At 38.6% G+C, this 21125-nt stretch carries 16 protein-coding genes and 1 riboswitch; of the genes, 14 read left to right on the top strand and 2 right to left on the bottom strand.

Translation table 11 applies throughout. The features are described 5' to 3' along the window. The first annotated feature begins 68 nt into the window (after positions 1–68). The 9 genes from polX to AA0017_RS02565 all read left to right on the top strand — a co-directional run bounded on the left by polX (position 69) and on the right by AA0017_RS02565 (position 13628). Entirely contained in the window at positions 69–1787 is a 1719-nt protein-coding gene (polX, locus tag AA0017_RS02525; protein WP_413382340.1) for a DNA polymerase/3'-5' exonuclease PolX, read from the top strand. Between the two features lie 57 nt (positions 1788–1844). Further along, on the top strand, positions 1845–4202 hold the full coding sequence (locus AA0017_RS02530; protein WP_413379232.1) for an endonuclease MutS2: 2358 nt from the start codon (positions 1845–1847) through the stop codon (positions 4200–4202). 15 nt (positions 4203–4217) lie between these two features. After that, positions 4218–4631, top strand: a complete 414-nt coding sequence (locus tag AA0017_RS02535) for a DUF350 domain-containing protein (protein WP_003324088.1) — start codon at positions 4218–4220, stop codon at positions 4629–4631. Between the two features lie 1293 nt (positions 4632–5924). After that, positions 5925–7634, top strand: coding sequence for a long-chain-fatty-acid--CoA ligase (locus tag AA0017_RS02540; protein ID WP_413379234.1), 1710 nt, complete (start codon positions 5925–5927; stop codon positions 7632–7634). A gap of 213 nt (positions 7635–7847) precedes the next feature. After that, positions 7848–8618, top strand: a complete 771-nt coding sequence (locus AA0017_RS02545) for an electron transfer flavoprotein subunit beta/FixA family protein (RefSeq protein WP_413379236.1) — start codon at positions 7848–7850, stop codon at positions 8616–8618. 11 nt (positions 8619–8629) lie between these two features. Further along, positions 8630–9613, top strand: a complete 984-nt coding sequence (locus tag AA0017_RS02550; RefSeq protein ID WP_413379238.1) for an electron transfer flavoprotein subunit alpha/FixB family protein — start codon at positions 8630–8632, stop codon at positions 9611–9613. A gap of 138 nt (positions 9614–9751) precedes the next feature. Then, complete coding sequence (trxA, locus tag AA0017_RS02555; protein ID WP_413379240.1) at positions 9752–10066, top strand: thioredoxin; 315 nt, start codon at positions 9752–9754, stop codon at positions 10064–10066. A 144-nt stretch (positions 10067–10210) separates the two neighbouring features. Continuing rightward, complete coding sequence (gene uvrC / locus AA0017_RS02560) at positions 10211–12001, top strand: excinuclease ABC subunit UvrC (RefSeq protein WP_413379242.1); 1791 nt, start codon at positions 10211–10213, stop codon at positions 11999–12001. 75 nt (positions 12002–12076) lie between these two features. Then, positions 12077–12264, top strand: a riboswitch (Lysine riboswitch). Between the two features lie 128 nt (positions 12265–12392). Then, the gene (locus AA0017_RS02565; RefSeq protein WP_413379244.1) at positions 12393–13628 is read left to right on the top strand and encodes an aspartate kinase; all 1236 of its coding nucleotides are present in this window, start codon (positions 12393–12395) and stop codon (positions 13626–13628) included. Between the two features lie 59 nt (positions 13629–13687). Here the strand turns inward: AA0017_RS02565 and AA0017_RS02570 are convergent, their stop codons facing one another. Continuing rightward, the gene (locus tag AA0017_RS02570; RefSeq protein ID WP_413379246.1) at positions 13688–14101 is read right to left on the bottom strand and encodes a DUF2507 domain-containing protein; all 414 of its coding nucleotides are present in this window, start codon (positions 14099–14101) and stop codon (positions 13688–13690) included. A gap of 615 nt (positions 14102–14716) precedes the next feature. On the opposite strand from AA0017_RS02570, the gene AA0017_RS02575 reads away from it, so the two are divergent. The 3 genes from AA0017_RS02575 to sdhB are packed head-to-tail and all read left to right on the top strand — an operon-like array spanning position 14717 to position 17872. Continuing rightward, positions 14717–15346: a succinate dehydrogenase cytochrome b558 subunit gene (locus AA0017_RS02575; RefSeq protein ID WP_413379248.1), complete on the top strand. Its 630-nt coding sequence runs from the start codon at positions 14717–14719 to the stop codon at positions 15344–15346. Positions 15347–15359: 13 nt separating this feature from the next. Then, positions 15360–17129 carry a succinate dehydrogenase flavoprotein subunit gene (gene sdhA, locus AA0017_RS02580; RefSeq protein WP_413379250.1) on the top strand — a complete coding sequence of 590 codons (1770 nt, stop codon included), beginning with the start codon at positions 15360–15362 and terminating at the stop codon, positions 17127–17129. Then, on the top strand, positions 17126–17872 hold the full coding sequence (gene sdhB / locus AA0017_RS02585; protein ID WP_413379252.1) for a succinate dehydrogenase iron-sulfur subunit: 747 nt from the start codon (positions 17126–17128) through the stop codon (positions 17870–17872). Before sdhA ends, sdhB begins: the two co-directional genes overlap by 4 nt. A 105-nt stretch (positions 17873–17977) precedes the next feature. On the opposite strand, the gene AA0017_RS02590 is transcribed toward sdhB, so the two are convergent. Continuing rightward, on the bottom strand, positions 17978–18202 hold the full coding sequence (locus AA0017_RS02590; protein ID WP_003320958.1) for a helix-turn-helix domain-containing protein: 225 nt from the start codon (positions 18200–18202) through the stop codon (positions 17978–17980). 672 nt (positions 18203–18874) lie between these two features. Between AA0017_RS02590 and AA0017_RS02595 the strand changes: the two genes are divergently transcribed. Next, positions 18875–19138: a phosphocarrier protein HPr gene (locus AA0017_RS02595; protein ID WP_413379254.1), complete on the top strand. Its 264-nt coding sequence runs from the start codon at positions 18875–18877 to the stop codon at positions 19136–19138. Then, positions 19138–20862, top strand: coding sequence for a phosphoenolpyruvate--protein phosphotransferase (ptsP, locus tag AA0017_RS02600; RefSeq protein ID WP_413379256.1), 1725 nt, complete (start codon positions 19138–19140; stop codon positions 20860–20862). Before AA0017_RS02595 ends, ptsP begins: the two co-directional genes overlap by 1 nt. The last annotated feature ends 263 nt before the right edge of the window (positions 20863–21125 follow it).

The raw sequence follows: 21125 nt of genomic DNA on the forward strand, positions 1-21125 counted from the left end.
CTTTTCTAATTCAAAAGATTGATTTTTGGTTGGGAATATCGGTATCATGGGGATAAGAGAAGGGAACGATCATGATGAATAAAAAAGATGTTATAAAAATATTAGAGAAAATAGCAATCTATTTAGAAATTAAAGGGGAAAATCCTTTCAAAATATCGGCTTATCGTAAGGCGGCTCAAGCGCTAGAAACCGATGAGCGTTCACTAAACGAGATTGATAAACCTGAAGAGCTTAAAGGAATTGGAAAAGGGACGGCTGAAGTGATCACAGAATTAAAGGAAACAGGCATTTCATCGCTGCTTGAAGAATTAATGGAGGCTGTTCCGAGTGGGTTGATTCCATTGCTTAAAATCCAAGGACTTGGTGGCAAAAAAATCGGTAAGCTTTACCAAGAGCTTGGAGTGGTAGATGTAGAAACTCTAAAAAAAGCGTGTGAAGAAAAACAAGTTCAAAAGTTAGCCGGTTTTGCTAAAAAAACAGAAGAAAAAATCTTACAAGCGATTCAAGAGGCATCAACACGACCAGAACGCTTAGCAGTTCCACATGTTTTGCCAGTGGCGGAGAAGATTTTGAAACAGCTTGAAACATTCCAATATGTAGAACGATTTTCACAAGCAGGGAGTTTACGCAGGTTAAAGGAAACAGTTAAAGATTTAGATTTTATTATTGCGACGAGTGAACCGGACAAAGTGCGTGAACAGCTACTGCAATTAGAGAATATCTCAAAGGTTATTGCCAATGGTGACACAAAAGTTTCGATTGAAGTCGATGGTGAATATCCGATTTCAGTTGATTTCCGTCTTGTGAAAAATGAAGAATTTCCAACAACACTGCATCATTTTACCGGCTCTAAAGATCACAATGTCGCTTTAAGACAGCTGGCGAAATCAAGAAATGAAAAGATTAGTGAATACGGTGTTGAGAATACGGAGACGGGTGAGCTTAAAACTTTTGAAACAGAAGAAGCGTTTTTTGCCCATTTTGATTTGCCTTTTATTCCACCTGAAGCGCGTGAAAATCATGGAGAAATTGAACATTTTAAAGAGAATGCCCGGTTTTTACAGCTTAAAGACATAAAAGCCGATTTACATATGCATACGACTTCGAGTGACGGAGCTCATACGTTAGAAGAAATGGTAGAAGCCGTTCGGCAAAAAGGCTATCAATATATGGCGATTACGGATCATTCAAAGTTTCTCCGTGTTGCAAATGGGTTATCTGTTGAGCGTTTATTAAAACAACATGAAGAAATTAGGAAGCTTAACGAAAAATACGATGATTTTGAAATTTTTACGGGAATTGAGATGGACATTTTACCAGATGGTACGTTGGACTATGATGATGATATTTTGAAAAACATCGATTTTGTAATTGCGTCGATTCATTCTTCTTTCCAACAGTCAGAGGAAACGATTATGGAACGCTTAAAAAATGCTTTGTATAACCCACATGTTGATATGATCGCTCACCCAACCGGACGAGTGTTAGGGAGACGTGATGGGTATCAAGTCGATGTCTTACAGTTAATCGAGCTTGCGAAGGAAACGAATACAGCACTTGAATTAAATGCGAACCCATTAAGGTTAGATTTGGCGTCACATTGGGTTCGCAAAGCTCATGAGTTAGGGGTACCGATTGCGATCAATACAGATGCCCATCATATTGATATGCTCGATGATATGAAGTATGGAGTTGGTGTGGCGGTGAAAGGGATGGCCAACGTCGATTTAATTGTGAACACTTGGTCAGTAGAAAAGTTTAAACAATTTATTAAACGAAACGATTAAAGTTGATAATCGTATATAAAAAAGGGAAATTGGGATATCGATTAAAGGAGAAAAAATATGGAACGTGTATTGCGTGTACTTGAATACGAAAAGATGAAACAGCAGCTTGTGGAGCATGTTTCCTCTTCGCTTGGACGAAAAAAAGTTCAGGAATTGACACCTTCTATTGAGATAGATGAAGTTTTAGTCTGGCAACAGGAGACAAGTGAGGGAGCTAATGTTCTTCGCTTTAAGGGGAGAATTCCGTTCGGTGGAATTTATGACGTCACTCCTCATGTAAAACGAGCTAGCATTGGAGGTCTTCTTTCAGCAAGTGAACTAATGGAAATCGCGAGTACGGTTTATGGAGGAAGACAGTTAAAGAAATTTATTACGAATCTAGTTGAGGAGGAAGAAAGAGAACTTCCTCTCCTCTATCAACATGTGGAACAAATTTATCCATTAACCGATGTGGAAAGAGAAATTAAACAGTGTATTGATGATAATGGTCATGTTTTAGATTCAGCTAGTCAAACATTACGCACGATTCGTCAGCAGGTGAGAAGCTATGAATCATCCGTGCGTTCAAAATTAGAGCAAATGACTCGATCATCTAGTACACAAAAGATGCTTTCAGATGCGATTATTACGATCCGAAATGATCGTTTTGTGATTCCCGTAAAACAAGAATATCGCGGTTCTTTTGGAGGGATTGTTCATGACCAATCGGCATCAGGTCAAACGTTGTTTATTGAACCACAAGTTGTTGTGACTTTAAATAATCAACTACGTGAAGCAAAGGTTAAGGAAACCCGTGAAATTGATCGGATTTTAGCAGAGCTCTCAAGGCAGGTCGCGGAAGTAGCCGATGAGCTACTAACGAATATTTCAACACTCGCTGTATTAGATTTAATTATTGCAAAAGCCCATTATGCCAATACGATAAAAGCGACCTCTCCAAAAATTAACGAAGCAGGCCATGTTCTATTAAAAAAGGCTCGTCATCCTCTTATTGATGCCGATGAGGTTGTCCCAATTGATATAGAACTTGGAGGAGAATTTCGTTCGTTAATCATTACCGGTCCAAATACGGGTGGGAAAACGGTGACACTTAAAACAGTCGGTTTATTAACGTTAATGATGCAATCAGGTTTACATGTACCGGTTGAGGAAGAATCAAAAATGGCCGTTTATAAACAAGTGTTTGCTGATATTGGGGATGAACAATCGATTGAACAAAGCTTGAGTACATTTTCATCACACATGACAAATATCGTGCAAATTTTAGATAAAGTGGATTTCCAAAGTTTAGTTTTATTTGATGAATTAGGGGCGGGAACAGACCCGACAGAAGGAGCCGCTTTAGCAATCGCGATTTTAGACGATGTGTACAAAAGAGGAGCAGCTGTTGTCGCAACAACCCATTACAGTGAATTAAAAGGATATGCCTACAATCGTGAAGGGGTTATGAATGCGAGCGTTGAATTTGATGTCCAGTCATTAAAGCCAACCTATCGTCTTTTAATTGGAGTACCTGGCCGAAGCAATGCTTTTGCGATTTCACGACGACTTGGGTTAGGTGAGGCGATTATTGACCGTGCTAAAGATCAGATTGACAGTGATTCGAATAAAGTTGAAAACATGATCGTCTCTTTAGAAGAAAGTAAAAAATCAGCTGATGCCGAACAAATAGAAGCGAAGAATATTCGTTTTGAAGCAGAAAAACTTCATCGTGACTTACAAAAGCAGATGGAAGAATTACAGCGAGAAAAAGAGCTGATTTTAAAACAAGCTGAAGGCGAAGCAGAAGTAGCGGTTGCTAAAGCAAAAGAAGAGGCGGAGTTCATTATTCGTGAGCTACGAGAAATGCAAAAAAAGGGACTCGCAGTCAAAGAGCATGAGATCATTGATGCGAAAAAACATTTAGAAGAAGCTGCACCTAAATTAACACCAAAACAGAAGAAAATTAAGAAACAAGCCCAACAAGCGAAAACACTCCATCCAGGAGATGAAGTCAAAGTATTAAGCTTTGGACAAAAAGGTTCGATTATAGAGAAAATAAATGTCAAAGAATATCTTGTCCAAATTGGGATTATGAAAATGAAAGTAGCTTTAGATGATTTACAGTTTATTGAAAGCTCTAAACCGGTAGAGACAAAGCCGCTCACGACGGTCCGCGGTAATGAAAGTCATGTTAAACCAGAGCTTGATTTGCGTGGAGAACGTTATGAAAATGCGATGTTGAAAGTAGAGAAATATATTGATGATGCATTGTTAGCTGGTTATCATTCTGTATCAATCATTCATGGTAAAGGAACAGGGGCCCTACGTAAAGGGGTGAAGGAATTACTGAAACGACATCCACATGTTAAAGCAGCTAGAGATGCCGCGATGAATGAAGGCGGACTTGGCAATACGGTTGTTGAATTAAAATAGGTAAGGAGTGGGGCAATGGATTTATTTTTAGAAAATGAAATTATGATGACAGTGGCCTACTATAGCATTGCCATGCTAGCTCTTATCGTCTTTTTATCTATTTTTGAATTAGTGACGTCTTATAGCAATTGGGAAGAGCTAAAAAGAGGGAATGTTGCTGTCGCTTTAGCAACGGCTGGAAAAATCTTTGGCGTCGCTAATATTTTTCGGCATTCGATCGAACAATCTGACCGTATTCTCACGATGCTCGGTTGGAGTGTCCTAGGATTTGTTTTAATGCTAATCAGTTATTTTATCTTTGAATTTTTAAGTCCTAGTTTTAAAGTTGATGAAGAACTTGCTAATAATAACAAAGCGGTCGGCTTGATTTCTTTTATTTTGTCCGTTGGCATCTCTTATGTCGTTGGGGCTAGTATCATAGCGTTATAGTATGGAACGGAGAATGAATCAGAACTTTGATAAGTCAGTAGCGAGATTATCAAAGTTATACTGACGGTTGGGGAAAGGTAAGGAGTTTGTATTGTGGAAAATTTAATTAAAATTTTAATTGGCTGCTGTGTTCTATTTTTTATTGCTGGTTTTGTCTATATCTTTTTTATTGCCTAAGCTAAAAGGTGCTGTTCTAAAGCCCTTAAAGAGAAGAAACTGCTATATTTTTGATTGAGATTAGCTTGGTGGGTTTTGGTTCTGCCGCTAGAGCCCGTACGCTGGGGCACAGGGCCAACCTTTACATTTATAAATCTTGAAGTCTCATGTTTAGGTGTATCTGTCCGTACGCTCTAGGGAGATAGAGCTGGTGCCTGTTATAATCTTGGAAAGTAGACTTTTGATTATGTCTAAAAATCGCTCATCTTTAGTTTGTGGTGTAGTAACGCCATTCTAAAAGCAAGAGCGATTTTTTTGATCTTTTTGGATAGAAAATAAAACTTAGTGTATTTCAGGTTCGACAAGTGCCTCACTTGTCGAAAAAGGCTCAATGAAGCCGGAAGTCATTGAATAAGAGCCGGGAAGGGAATCAAAGGAGGGCAATGAAGGCGGAAGCCATTGAATAAGAGATGGGAAGGGAATCAAAGGGTGTCAATGAAGTCCGAAGCGATTGAATAAGAGCCGCAGAGGGAATCAAAGGACGTCAATGAAGCCCGAAGCAGTCGAAAAAGAGCCATAAAGGGAATCAAAGGACGTCAATGAAGCCAGAAGCAGTTGAATAAGAGCCGCAAAGGGAATCAAAGGAGGTCAATGAAGCCAAAGCGATTGAATAAGAGCCGTAAAAGGAATCATAGGGAGTCAATGAAGCCAAAGCGATTGAATAAGAGCCGCAAAGGGAATCAAAGGCCATCAATGAAGCCAAAGCGATTGAATAAGAGCCGCAGAGGGAATCAAAGGATGTCAATGAAGCCCGAAGCAGTCGAAAAAGAGCCATAAAGGGGCTAAACCTTCAAAGGTCATTTTCATGATTTTTGAGACAGCCCTTTTTATTTAATGACGGCTCTCGCTTTAGTAAATGTCGAAGCTTGCAAGAATATAATAAATTGGGCACATAACATGTAGAATCATGAGAAAAACGAATGGATTTTGTCGTATTTTGTCATATGACAGAATGGTCTGTCTATTGATGTCGAACGAAAATTCAGAAAAGTTCATTTAAGTTATTCATTTCTGAAAGCGTTTGCAATAAAATAGAAATAGAACAGACTTTGTTATGATCTTTGAAAGGAGGACGAAATGCTTACGACTGATAAACGTTGGCTTGCTCAATATCCAGAAGAAATACCTAAAACACTAGAGTATGAAAACATTTCATTACACGAGTGTTTAGAAAGAACGGCAACAAAGTTTCCTAGTGTAGAAGCCATTCATTTTCTTGGTAAAAAATTAACTTTTGAAGAGCTTTATGTACAAGCAAAAAAGTGTGCCAATCAATTAATCTCATTAGGTGTAAAAAAAGGTGACCGTGTGGCAATCATGCTCGCGAATTGTCCTCAATCGATGATTAGTTATTATGGGGCGTTAATGACCGGTGCCATTGTCGTCCAGACGAACCCACTGTATGTGGAAAGAGAATTGGAACACCAAATGACCGATTCTGGTGCAAAGGTAATGATTTGTTTAGATCTCGTGTTTCCAAGGGTTCAAAAAGTTCGATCAAGAACATCTTTGGAACATGTGATTGTAACAGGGATAAAAGATTATTTACCGTTCCCCAAAAATTTACTTTACCCATTTGTCCAGAAAAAACAGAACCCTACTTTAACAAGTATTGAGTATGATGAGCAAACGCTGGAATTTGTCCCGTGGTTAAAAGCTGGAAGTGAGAACAAGGTTGACGTGACGCTTAATCCAGAAGAAGACTTAGCTCTTATTCAGTACACAGGAGGTACAACAGGGCTAGCGAAAGGGGTAATGTTAACCCATCGTAATTTATACGTAAATACGTTCCAATGTAAGAGCTGGATTTATAATGTGGAGGAAGGCAAAGAAAAAATGCTTGCGGCCTTACCATTTTTCCATGTTTATGGGATGACCGTTGTTATGAACTTAGCTGTTATGAATGGTTTTACAAGTGTTCTTTTGCCGAGGTTTAATGTCAAGGACGTGTTAAAAACAATCGATAAACAAAAGGTCACTCTCTTTCCAGGTGCTCCTACCATGTATCGAGCCATCCTGCTTGACTCAACAAAAGATAATTATGATTTATCATCGATAAAGGCTTGTATAAGTGGGGCTGCTGCCTTACCACTTGATACACAAGAAAAATTTGAGAAAGTAACGGGTGGAAAATTAGTTGAAGGTTATGGATTGACTGAAACGGCACCTGTTGCCTTAGCTAATCTTATTTGGGGTAAGAGAAAAAGTGGAAGCATTGGAGTGCCTTGGCCAGATACAGAAGTGGCGATTATAAAACCTGATGGAGAGCATGCAGATGTGAAGGAAGTCGGGGAAGTAGCTGTACGAGGACCACAAGTGATGAAAGGGTATTGGAATCATCCGGTAGAAACCGAAAAGACATTCTTAGGTGATTGGCTTTTAACTGGTGATATGGGTTATATGGATGAAGAAGGGTTCTTTTATATTGTCGATCGGAAAAAGGATATGATTATCGCTGGTGGTTTTAATATTTATCCGCGTGAAATTGAGGAGGTATTATTTGAACACGAGGCTGTAGGAGATGTGGCGATTATCGGTGTGGCAGATGAGTACCGTGGCGAAACGGTGAAGGCTTTTGTTGTTAAAAAAGACGGATGTAATCCAACCGAAAAAGAATTAGATGAACATTGCCGAAAACATCTTGCCGCTTACAAAGTTCCTCGTATTTATGAGTTTAGAGAAGAGTTACCAAAGACTTTGATCGGTAAAGTTCTTCGTCGTGTACTAATTGAGGAAGAACAGAACAAAATGGAAAAAGAGAAAGTGGAGGCAAACAGGGAGGCATAAATCTTCCTGTTTCTTTTTATGAGAACCGAATTATTGGCCCTATGAGAAACTGGGCAGTGAAGGAGAAATAGATACTAGCATAAGAGAAATAAAAATAAACGCATCGTCTTTGGCTTCTCAATCGCCGAGTTTTCTTAACTTGTAAAGCTAAATTCATAAATGACGAATAATTGAATAGTCATAAGTAAGACGATATGTCAATAGGGGGGAACCATGAGAATTTTCGTTTTATTAAAATCAACTCTTGATACAGAAGAAAGGGTTCAAGTTGTAGATGGAAAGGTTGTATATGATGAAGGGAAAATGATCATGAACCCATATGATGAATATGCGATTGAGGAAGCTTTAATACAAAAAAGTAAACACGGTGGCGAGGTTACTGTTGTCACTGTTGGTCATGAAGGTGCTAAAACACAACTAAGAACGGCTTTAGCGATGGGAGCCGATCATGCTGTTCTCATAGAAGCAAAAGAAGTCGAAGAAGTGGATGCTCATTCCACAGCGACCTTACTAGCTGCTTATTTAGCTGATAAAAAAGCAGATTTAATTATAGGTGGCAATATGACAGTTGACGGAGGGACAGGGCAGGTCGGACCAAGGTTAGCGGAACAATTAGGTCTCCAACAAGCTACAGCTATAATAGCACTTACGATAGATAAAGGTATGGTAACAGTCGTTCGAGATGTAGAAGGGGATGAAGTTACGTTGGTGAGCGAATTACCGATTTTAGTCACGGCTCAACAAGGGTTGAATGAACCAAGATACCCTACCTTACCGGGCATTATGAAAGCAAAAAAGAAAATGATTGAGGAAATTACACTCGATGATTTGTTATTAGATATAGAAGTGGTGGAAGCAAGAACGAAAACACATCTCCAATATACACCAACACCAAAGGAAAAAGGAAAGGTATTGAAAGGGGAAACGAAAGACCAGGTTAGCCAGTTAGTGAAACTGTTAGGTAATTTGGTGAAGCAGGTTTAGGGGGGCTTTGTATGGTCAATAAGCCATTAGTTCTTGTAGAGGTAAGAAATGGGGCGATACGTGAAGTGAGTTTTGAGGCTTTAGCGGTTGCTAATCAATTAATGAAGGAAGGTGGAGAAGTCATTGCTGCCCTTTTAGGTTCTAATGTAAGCGATTTATCAAAAGAGCTATTTGCATATGGTGCCACGAAGGTTGTCCATGTTTCTCATCCTCATTTGAAGGAATATACGACTGATGCGTATCGCCAAGCCTTGTTACAAATTATTGCCGAAGAAAAACCATGTACGGTCATTATGGGGCATACTGCACTTGGAAAGGATTTGTCACCGCGCGTTGCGATGAAACTCGGTGCTGGACTTATATCTGATATTACCTCGTTTGAACAGCACGAACAAGAAACCTTATTTATACGACCGATTTATTCTGGAAAAGCGTTTGAAAAAAAGAGTGTCTCCACGATGCCTTCCTTTTTAACTATTCGACCAAATAATTTTAAAAAACGACATCAACCATTGAAGAAAAATAGGTGTACGAACATTGTTGATTTAAAAGTGGATATAAAAGAACTCCGAACCGTTGTGAAAGAGGCGGCACAAAAGATGAGCGGACAAGTAGATTTAAGTGCAGCGAAAATTGTCGTTGCGGGCGGAAGAGGGGTAAAAAGTGCAGAAGGCTTTGCCCCTTTAAAAGAACTCGCTACCCTTTTAGGAGGGGCAGTCGGAGCTTCTCGTGCCGCTTGTGATGCTGGTTATTGCGATTATGGGTTACAAATTGGTCAAACAGGAAAGGTCGTGACACCAACGATATATTTTGCCGTTGGAATTTCTGGAGCGATTCAACATTTAGCTGGCATGTCACAGTCTAAAACAATCGTTGCCATCAATAAAGACCCTGATGCCCCCATTTTTGAAATAGCTGATTATGGAATCGTTGGAGATTTGTTTGAAGTCGTGCCTTTATTAACAAAAGCATTTAAAGAGATATTAACCCGGTAGCTTACGTAAAAGGTAACATGATTTGTGGATAGAAAGGTTAAAATAAAAAAGTAAGCATCTCATTCGCCACACGCTAATTGTTAGTGTTATAATCATCATGTAAAAAGAATTTGTTTTGAATGAAGGAGGCTATATAAAATGGCTATTGTTAATGTAACGGATCAAACGTTTGCAAATGAAACGAGTGATGGTGTCGTTTTAGTGGATTTCTGGGCACCTTGGTGTGGACCTTGTAAAATGATTGCACCAGTACTTGAAGAATTAGATGCTGAAATTGGCGATACAGCAAAAATTGTGAAATTAGATGTAGATGAAAACCAACAAACAGCTGGTAAATACAGCGTCATGAGCATCCCAACTTTACTTGTATTTAAAAACGGTGAAGTGGTTGACCAAACAGTTGGTTTCCAACCTAAAGAAGCTCTAGCAGAATTAATCAACAAGCACCTATAATTAAAAGGTGTTGTTAGCCCCGCATTTTTTGATGTGGGGCTTTTTGCTATTTTTAAGTTCAATTGCCCCTTTCTCAAATCAAAGCAAATCCTTGAAATACATGGTAAACTTAAAGGAATAGTCATTAGAAAGTGGGAGAAGGATATGAGCCAATTAAAAGAGAAGCTAGCAATTTTACCTGATCAGCCTGGCTGTTATCTGATGAAAGACGAGCAAGGCACGATCATTTATGTTGGTAAAGCAAAAGTGCTCAAAAATCGAGTTCGATCTTATTTTACTGGTTCGCATGATGGGAAAACACAGCGGCTTGTTAGTGAGATTACTGATTTTGAATATATCGTGACCTCATCAAATATTGAGGCCCTGATTTTAGAATTAAACTTAATTAAAAAGCATGATCCTAAATACAACGTTATGCTAAAGGATGATAAATCTTATCCCTATTTAAAAATTACAAATGAGGAGCATCCCCGTCTTATTACGACGAGGCAGGTCAAAAAGGATGGGGGGAAATATTTTGGTCCTTATCCTAATGCAGGAGCTGCTAATGAAACAAAAAAAATGCTTGATCGTTTGTACCCGTTGAGAAAATGTCGGACGCTACCTGATAAAGTCTGCCTTTATTTTCATATTGGTCAGTGTTTGGCACCTTGTGTATACGATGTACCAAAAGAAACAAACCAAGAGCTCGTCCAAAATATTACAAAATTTCTTCGCTCTGGTCATGATGAAGTGAAACAACAAATTACTGAAAAAATGATGCAGGCTTCAGAGGAATTAAATTTTGAACGGGCGAAGGAGTTACGGGATACGCTTGCTTATATGGAAACCGTAATGGAGAAACAAAAAATGACGATCAATGACCGCGTTGATCGCGATGTGTTTGGCTTTTCCTATGATAAAGGTTGGATGTGTGTTCAAGTTTTCTTCGTACGTCAAGGGAAGTTGATTGAGCGAGATGTCTCGATTTTTCCATTTTATAAAGACGCACAAGAGGATATTCTGACATTCATTGCTCAGTTTTATAGCAAAAAAGAGCATATTAAACCAAAGGAAATTCTTGTCCCCGATATTATTGATGCAGAGCTTTTAGAGACTTTTTTAGAAGTGAGAGTGAGTGTACCGAAAAAAGGAAAAAAGAAAGACTTGCTTGAATTAGCGAGTGAAAATGCAAGAGTTTCTTTAAAAGACAAGTTTGCTTTAATTGAGCGTGATGAGGAACGTACAGTCAAAGCGGTGGAGCGTTTAGGACAAGCGTTACAAATTAAACCGCCCTATCGAATTGAAGCCTTTGATAACTCAAATATTCAAGGAACCGATCCTGTTTCAGCTATGATCTCATTTATTGATGGGAAACCGAGTCGGAAAGATTATCGTAAATATAAAATTAAGACCGTTGTTGGGCCAGATGATTATGCCTCCATGCGTGAAGTGGTGAGGAGAAGGTATTTACGCTTGCTACGTGAAAAGCTTCCGTTTCCGGATTTGATTGTTATTGATGGAGGGCGAGGTCATATTGCAGCCGCTCAAGATGTATTGGAAAATGAACTTAATTTGAATATTCCTGTATGTGGGCTTGCGAAGGATGAAAAGCATCGTACGTCCCAATTGTTAATCGGCGATCCTCCGACAATTGTGCCATTAAAAAGAGACAGTCATGAATTTTACCTTTTACAACGTATTCAAGATGAGGTTCACCGTTTTGCTTTAAGTTTTCATCGGCAAACGCGTTCAAAATCATTTTTCCAATCAGTGCTAGATGATATTCCTGGGGTTGGTGAGAAACGAAAAAATAAACTTTTAAAACATTTTGGGTCCCTAAAGAAAATGAAAGAAGCAACAGTGGAGGAGTTAGCGTTAGGTGGAATTCCACAAGTTGTCGCAGAAAGTATTTATCAAGCTTTACATGAAAAAGAAGATTCAAAAGAAAGCTAAATTTTTACCTTGCTAAAGCAATAGAAATTTGCTAAAATTTTAACTAATTAAATAAGCCATACTTCTTTATTAAGGAGTGATGGTAGAGGCGCGAAAACCAATAGTAGAGTTTCAGAGGATAATGAGGTCTGAGGAAGGAACTTAAAAGGGGAATTCGCCGAAGTGTAAAAGGAACTCATTTTCTTTTATGCTGGACTTATGCTTAAGAGACATAAGGCTGTCACATAACTACACCCAAGGTTATGTGGAGAACTATCTCACGTGGATAAAGGGAGCAGTGTGGTACGGCTATGTATGACAAGCAACGTGAAGGTATTTTCCTTTAGGTTGCTTTTTTTATTGTCCGTCCAACAAAGCCTTTTTCGTGTGAAAAGAGAGAGGATGAATGAATTTGGCAAGAATCGTACAAAAATATGGAGGCACATCCGTTGGAACCGTAGAGAGAATTCAACATGTTGCCAAAAGAATTGAGCAAGTCCAAAGAAAAGGGGAAGAACTTGTTGTCGTTGTATCGGCAATGGGAAAATCAACCGATCAACTTTTACAATTAGCAAATGAGTTAACAGATAATCCAAGCAAACGAGAAATGGATATGTTGTTATCGACAGGGGAGCAAGTAACGATCTCCTTGTTGACGATGGCGTTACAGCAAAGAGGGATAGAGGCAACATCGTTTACTGGATGGCAAGCTGGAATTCAAACAGATAGCCATCATGGAAATGCTCAAATTGCTCATATTGACACAGCGAGAATGGAAACCGAATTAAGGCTAGGGAAAGTGGTCATTGTGGCTGGCTTCCAAGGCTTCACCCAAGATGCTCAGATTACAACCCTTGGGAGAGGTGGCTCGGATACGACCGCTGTGGCCCTAGCTGCTGCATTAGAGGCTGAACGATGTGAAATTTATACGGATGTAACAGGGGTTTATACAACGGATCCACGTTATGTGAAGACGGCTCGGAAGCTTCATTCGATTTCTTATGATGAAATGTTGGAAATGGCTCAACTTGGGGCGGGAGTTTTACATCCAAGAGCGGTTGAATTTGCAAAAAATTATGATGTTCCTTTAATGGTAGCTTCAAGTATGGTGGAAGAAGAAGGAACTTTGATTGAGGAGGAAGTATCGGTGGAAAAAGGATTGATTGTTAGAGGGATTGCGTTTGAAAATGATGTAACCAAAGTAACGGTAGCGGGGTTACCGAATGAAATGAATACATTAGCTAAGCTATTTAGCACGTTATCAAAACATTTTATTAATGTTGATATTATTGTTCAAAATGAAACGGATGCCGAGCATGTGACGATTTCCTTTACGGTCACTCAATCCACATTAAAAGATACTTTAGTCGCGTTAGAAAAGGCTCAAAATGAATTAAAGTATGAGAATGTTCAGTATGAAACAGGATTGGCGAAAGTTTCGATTGTCGGCTCAGGTATGGTATCTAATCCTGGAGTAGCCGCTCAAATGTTTGATGTGTTAGCAGAAGAAGGAATTGCTATAAAAATGGTAAGTACGTCAGAAATCAAAGTATCAACCGTTGTTTCAGAAGATGATATGGTTCTAGCTGTTGAAGTATTACATGAAGCATTTAAATTAGCAGAAGAATTAGTTGAGCCGGCTATATAAAAAAGAATGACCACTGAATGAGAACGTTCGTCCTCACAGTGGTCTGTTTTGTAATAACATTAATCGAGCTCGCTGCGATCGTATTTATCAGAATGGATTTGGAAGGTCACTTGTTTTCGTTTCTTTTCATATGTGGCTTCCGTTATTTGTTGTTGCATTTGTTCAATTTGTTGGGCTAAAAAGCCTGCTTCAAGCTGATAGCAACGAGCATCTTTTTTACCCATCCAATGACCGTGTAATTCCAATGTTTTCGCTTGGGCCTTATTTTTTTGAATTTCCAATGTGCCCCAACCTGCGTTTTCAAAAAAATGAATGATTTCATCTATAGTATGTAAGACATGTTTTCGTGCTAATGACTTTCCGCCCCAATAGAGAATTTGATCATGCTCCGTCCCTAAGAGTTCGTGCAGCAAGTCATTTCTGATTAAATCGTAATCAAATAAAGTTGATTCATTTGTTGATTCTTGTTCCATCAAACCACCCTCTCCGTTTCTTATTATACATAGAATCAGGAGAATTATCTCTAGATTGGATGACGTCAAATTATGTAAAATCTTCAATCAACGTGAAGGACGTAAATTAACTTTCAGCTAAGCGTTTTTGGACTAATAAAATTAGGTATTTCCTAACTTATTTAAGTAAGGTTTTAATATTGAAATAAAATTAAGAAAAGTATGATAATATACCGCGAAAATAATTACGGGTTAGGAGAAGTAAGGGGAGGATTAAATTCAAAGAAATGAGATAAATTCCATTGTTAAAATAAATCCAGTAAAAAGCGGAAATTATTTATAAAAATGCTATTTAACGCTTTCAAACTGCCGAATTATCTGATAAATTAGGTATGGAGATTTCCTATAAATATTACAAAAAGTATGTATACGTTTTCTTGACGACATGATCTGATGGGAGTACAATTAATTTGTCGGATTTTATTCACAGAATCTTACTAAAAGATTCATGAAAGCAAAAAACGTGATGGCATGCTGTATGTTTTAGGGAGGTACATATTTATACGAGAGAAAAGTGTAGATGGAACCAAAAGACAAGCAGGATAGGAAACATTAATTTATGTGGGGGGAAAAGGTATGGCTGGAAATCAAGAATATTTTAATCGTCGGCTGCATTCCTTGTTAGGAGTAATTCCAATTGGGATTTTCCTAGTGCAGCATTTAGTTGTCAATCATTTCGCTACGCGTGGTGCAAGTGCATTTAACCAAGCATCACATTTTATGGAGAGCTTACCGTTTAGATACGCGTTAGAACTTTTTATTATCTTTATTCCAATTTTGTATCATGGAATTTATGGTATCTATATTGCATTTACAGCAAAAAACAATGTTCAACGTTATAGTACATTTAGAAACTGGATGTTCATGCTACAACGTTTTACGGGTGTATTTTTATTAATCTTTATTGCTTGGCATGTATACGAAACGCGCTTCCAAGCAGCACTTGGGGTAGAAGTAAACTACGATATGATGGCTGACATTTTAAGTTCACCATTTATGCTCGCATTTTATATTCTTGGTGTCGTTTCAGCAACATTCCACTTAGCTAACGGAATTTGGTCATTCTTAGTTTCCTGGGGAATTACCGTTACACCACGTTCACAACGAATTGCTACATATGCGACGATGGCGATTTTCTTTGCATTAACATTCGTTGGTATTCGTGCCATCTTAGCATTTATTAATCCAGAATTAGCAAACATTTAAGGAGAGGGTATAGATGAGTAAAGGCAGAATTATTGTTGTCGGCGGTGGACTAGCCGGTCTTATGGCAGCAATTAAAGCAGCAGAAAAAGGTGTACCTGTAGATCTATTTTCCCTTGTACCTGTGAAACGTTCTCACTCTGTCTGTGCGCAGGGAGGAATCAATGGTGCGGTCAATACAAAGGGTGAAGGAGATTCACCTTGGGAACACTTTGATGATACAGTTTATGGTGGAGATTTCTTAGCGAACCAACCACCTGTTAAAGCGATGACAGAGGCAGCTCCTGGAATCATTCACTTAATGGACCGGATGGGTGTAATGTTTAATCGAACGCCTGAAGGGTTACTTGATTTCCGTCGTTTCGGTGGTACGCAACATCACCGTACAGCATTTGCTGGGGCTACGACTGGTCAACAGCTCCTTTACGCTTTGGATGAACAAGTGCGTCGTTATGAGGCAAGTGGGATTGTAACGAAATATGAAGGTTGGGAATTCACTTCTGCGATTGTGGATGATGAGGGTACCTGTCGTGGGATTACGGCCCAAAATCTTCACACATCTGAAATCCGTCATTTTGCTGGAGACGCTGTTATTATGGCAACAGGTGGTCCTGGAATTATTTTTGGTAAATCGACAAACTCTGTTATTAATACAGGTTATGCGGCTGCTAAATTATATGAACAAGGTGTTTCCTATGCAAATGGTGAGTTTATTCAAATTCACCCAACAGCAATTCCTGGTGATGATAAATTACGACTTATGAGTGAATCGGCTCGTGGTGAAGGTGGACGAGTATGGACGTATAAAGATGGTAAACCATGGTATTTCTTAGAGGAAAAATATCCGGCTTACGGAAACCTTGTACCTCGTGATATCGCAACACGTGAGATTTTCTCCGTATGTGTGGATGATAAGCTTGGAATTAATGGTGAGAACATGGTATACCTTGATTTATCTCACAAGGATCCAAAAGAACTGGATATTAAATTAGGTGGAATCATCGAAATCTATGAAAAATTCATGGGTGATGATCCTCGTAAAGTTCCAATGAAAATCTTCCCAGCTGTTCACTACTCAATGGGTGGTATGTGGATTGATTATAACCAAATGACCAATATCCCTGGTTTATTTGCGGCTGGTGAGTGTGATTACTCACAACACGGTGGGAACCGTTTAGGTGCCAATTCCCTTCTATCCGCGATTTATGGTGGAATGGTTGCTGGACCAAATGCGATTGAATACATTAATGGGTTAGAGAAAACAACAGATTCAGTTGCCTCAAGTGTCTTTGAACGTGAATTGAAAAAAGAACAAGACAAATTTGATAGCATCTTGAAAATGGATGGAACAGAAAATGCGTACAGTCTTCACAAGGAACTTGGTGAGTGGATGACAGATAATGTTACCGTTGTACGTTACAATGATAAATTATTAAAAACAGACGAGAAAATCCAAGAGTTAATGGAACGTTACCAAAATATTAACATTAACGATACGGCAAGATGGAGCAATCAAGGGGCATCATTTACTCGTCAATTAGAAGGAATGCTTAACTTAGCACGTGTTATTACATTAGGTGCCTATAACCGTAATGAAAGTCGTGGAGCTCATTACAAACCAGACTTCCCAGAGCGTAATGATGAAGAGTTCTTAAAAACAACTAAAGCGACATTTAATCCAACAACGAAGGCACCAGATTTTGAGTATGAAGAAGTCGATACTTCTTTAATCAAGCCTCGTAAACGTGATTATTCGCAAAAGAAACAAGGAGCTGCTAAATCATGAGTGAAAAACAAGTAACGTTTAAAATTGTCCGTCAAGATGATCAAAATAGTGCTCCATATGAAGAGGAGTTTGTCTTAGACTATCGTCCCAATATGAATGTTATCTCGGCTTTAATGGAAATTCGTCGTAACCCGATTAATTCCAAAGGGGAAAAAACAACTCCGGTCGCATGGGATATGAACTGTTTAGAAGAGGTATGTGGAGCATGTTCAATGGTGATTAACGGTAAGCCACGTCAATCATGTACAGCTTTAGTTGATCAATTAACACAACCGATTACTCTAGAACCTATGAAAACTTTCCCTGTTGTTCGGGACTTGATGGTTGACCGTTCACGTATGTTTGATTCACTCAAAAAGGTAAAAGCTTGGATTCCAATTGATGGAACATACGATTTAGGGCCAGGACCTCGTATGGCTGAATCAAAACGTCAATGGGCTTATGAATTATCAAAATGTATGACTTGTGGCGTTTGTTTAGAAGCATGTCCAAATGTGAACAGTAAATCTGATTTTATCGGGCCAGCTCCACTCTCTCAAGTACGTTTGTTTAACGCACATCCAACTGGTGAAATGAACGCAGCTGAGCGTTTAGAAGAACTAATGGGTGAAGGTGGGCTTGCAAATTGTGGGAACTCGCAAAACTGTGTTCAAGCTTGTCCAAAAGGAATTCCGTTAACAACTTCGATTGCGGCATTGAACCGTTCCACTACTTTACAATCATTCAAAAACTTCTTTGGATAAACGCATAATACGAGATAAATAGAAGGGCCGACTTGTGTAATAACACAGGTCGGCTCTTTTATCTTAGGCACACAACAATTTATCCTCACTTAAAAAGCTGAGTGTCTAAATTTGAAGTTCACCTAGTCTTATTAGTTCAATAACTGCTTGAGAGCGCCCCTTAACCCCCAACTTTTGCATTGTATTCGAAATATGGTTTCGTACCGTCTTTTCACTTATGAAAAGTTGCTGTGCAATTTCCTTAGTTGTTTTGTCCTGAACGAGCAGTTCAAATACTTCTCGCTCCCTTTTTGTAAGTAAAGGTTTAGGTCCAAATTCTGCTCCTTTCATGAGTTCACTCCTTCTTGCTCGGGCTAAGAGCGAATGTGGGTTACTCAACTCCCATAGTTGAAGGGTTTTAGTCATCATAGTATATGTGAAAGTGAAAAGACGTGTGCTACTGTTTTAGAAAAATTTTCAAAAAGGGAGATAACCTATTAAACTTTCCTTTTTTGGGTTGGGTGGGCTTGCTGTGAAGAATAAGCCAAGAAACGCCACCGGAATGATGGAGAATGAGTTGAATTTGGAAAAAAACACCTTCAAATACGTGAACCTTTATTCTTGACGGTCAGAGATCCTTTAGATAATATAATGCAGAGATGAAAAAAAAATCTTGTATATACATATTGGAGTTCATAAATAACCATGATATACTTTACTTGGATTGACAGGTTTTTTAACAACATTTAAAAGCATGATTTTTGTTTTTATGGATAAATATGATAAATAATAACATCTCTTTATTTTAGTGTGTGACTTTAGACGTAGTTTTAGAGGTGTATATGTAGTACGTACAGGGTACTGTATAAGAGAGGCTTCTAAGGATATTAGCTCAACTTACAAACAAGCTCTGATCTTTTTATCCACAATAAAATCTGTAGTCCTTGTAATGATTATGTCAATAAGTATCGATGAAACTTTTATCGGTATTATATGAACTTAAAAAAGAGAGGTTGATGTCAAATGGCAGAAAAAACATTCAAAATCACAGCAGAAACAGGAATTCACGCTCGTCCCGCAACACAATTAGTAAACAAAGCAGGTCAGTATTCATCAGATATTACCCTAGAATATAAAGGGAAATCAGTAAACTTAAAATCAATTATGGGTGTAATGTCTCTAGGTGTAGCCAAAGGTGCAGAAGTGACAATTAAAGCAGAAGGCTCAGATGCCCAAGATGCACTTAATGGTCTAGAGGGAATCATCAAGGAGGGTCTTGGAGAGTAATGAGTAGTTCCACCGTCTTACAAGGAGTGGCTGCCGCACAAGGTGTTGCGATAGCAAAAGCTTTTTTACATGAAGAACCAACATTTGATATTGTGGCATCAAAGGTAGAAAATGTGGAAGACGAGGTAACACGATTTGATGAAGCTCTTGCCATCTCAAAGCAAGAGCTTTCAAAAATTAAGGATGAGACAGAAGCGAAACTGGGAGCGGATAAAGCAGAGATTTTTGCTGCTCACCTTTTAGTTTTGGCAGATCCAGAATTAGTTGATGCGGTTAAGGATAAAATTCGAACAGAGCAAACCAATGCCGGTTATGCATTAAATGAAGTAGCAACGATGTTCATTACAATGTTTGAAAATATGGATAATGAATATATGAAAGAACGTGCTGCTGACATTTATGATGTGAAAACGCGCGTATTAAGCCATTTATATGGTTTTGAAGCGGCTTCGCTTGCGACAATTACCGAAGAAACCATTGTTATTGCTCATGATTTGACTCCATCCGATACAGCCCAAATTAATCCTGAGTATGTCAAAGGATTTGCAACGAATATTGGAGGACGTACATCTCACTCTGCGATTATGTCTCGTTCTTTAGAAATTCCAGCGGTTGTAGGTACAAAAAAAATTACCGAACAAATCGTAAATGGGATGACGATTATTGTTGATGGAATGGATGGAACGGTTATTTTGAACCCGACAGCTAATGAAATCAAACAATATGAAGAAAAAAGAGCTTCTTTCCTGAAAGAAAAAGAAGAATGGAAAAAGCTCGTCAATGAAAAGACGTTAACTTCTGATGGTGCCCACGTTGAATTAGCGGCGAATATTGGGACAACTAATGATTTAGAAGGCGTATTGAAAAACGGAGCAGAAGGTGTTGGACTTTTCCGTACCGAATTTCTTTATATGGGCCGTGATGAATTACCATCTGAAGAAGAACAGTATGAGGCATACAAAACGGTTCTTGAGAAGATGGAAGGAAAGCCGGTTGTTATCCGTACGTTAGATATTGGTGGAGATAAAGAGCTTCCATACCTAGATTTACCGGAAGAAATGAACCCATTTTTAGGCTTGCGTGCTGTCCGTCTTTGTTTAGAGATGCCTGATATGTTTAGAGTTCAATTAAGAGCCCTATTACGTGCTAGTTCATTTGGAAATTTAAAAATTATGTTTCCGATGATCGCAGCTATGGAAGAATTAAGGCAAGCTAAAGTCATTCTTCAAGAAGAAAAGGACAAGCTTATTGCAGAAGGAATTGAAGTTTCGGATTCTATTGAAATTGGAATCATGGTCGAAATTCCATCAACAGCTGCGGCAGCGGATCGTTTTGTAAAAGAGGTTGATTTCTTTAGTATTGGAACAAATGACCTTATTCAATATACGCTTGCGGCTGATCGAATGAATGAACGTGTTTCTTATTTATATCAACCATATCATCCAGCAATTATTCGTCTAATTAAAAATGTGATCGAAGTTGCTCATCAAGATGGTAAATGGGTTGGTATGTGTGGAGAAATGGCAGGGGATGAAGTCGCGATTCCAATTTTATTAGGACTTGGTCTTGATGAATTTAGTATGAGTGCGACATCTATTTTGCCAGCTCGAAACCAATTGCTTGGGTTGTCTAAACAAGAAGCAGCCGAATGGGTCACAAGTTTATTAGCTTTTGATACATCGGAAGAAATAGAGCAAGAGGTAAGAACTCGATTTTTACCATAATCACTAGATGGCTGGGACAAAACCCTCCTCTGATATGAAGAGCCGGTGACATTTTACTCGTAAAATGTCACCGGCTTTCATTATATGTATTGGAACGAAAGTGGATGGCAGAGTGTAATAGGAAAAACCTCCTTCCCGTAGTGATGCTCTATTCTAGGCGGTTAGTTGACGAGTTTTCTTTTGATCTTGATCTTTTAGTCGAAAAAAGCGAAAATAAATATAAATCATTTTATTTTTTAAAATAAAAGTAGAATAAGGTCGAA

Source organism: Alkalihalobacillus phoenicis (assembly GCF_047302405.1).
In the GTDB taxonomy this organism is placed as follows: domain Bacteria; phylum Bacillota; class Bacilli; order Bacillales; family Bacillaceae_D; genus Alkalihalobacillus.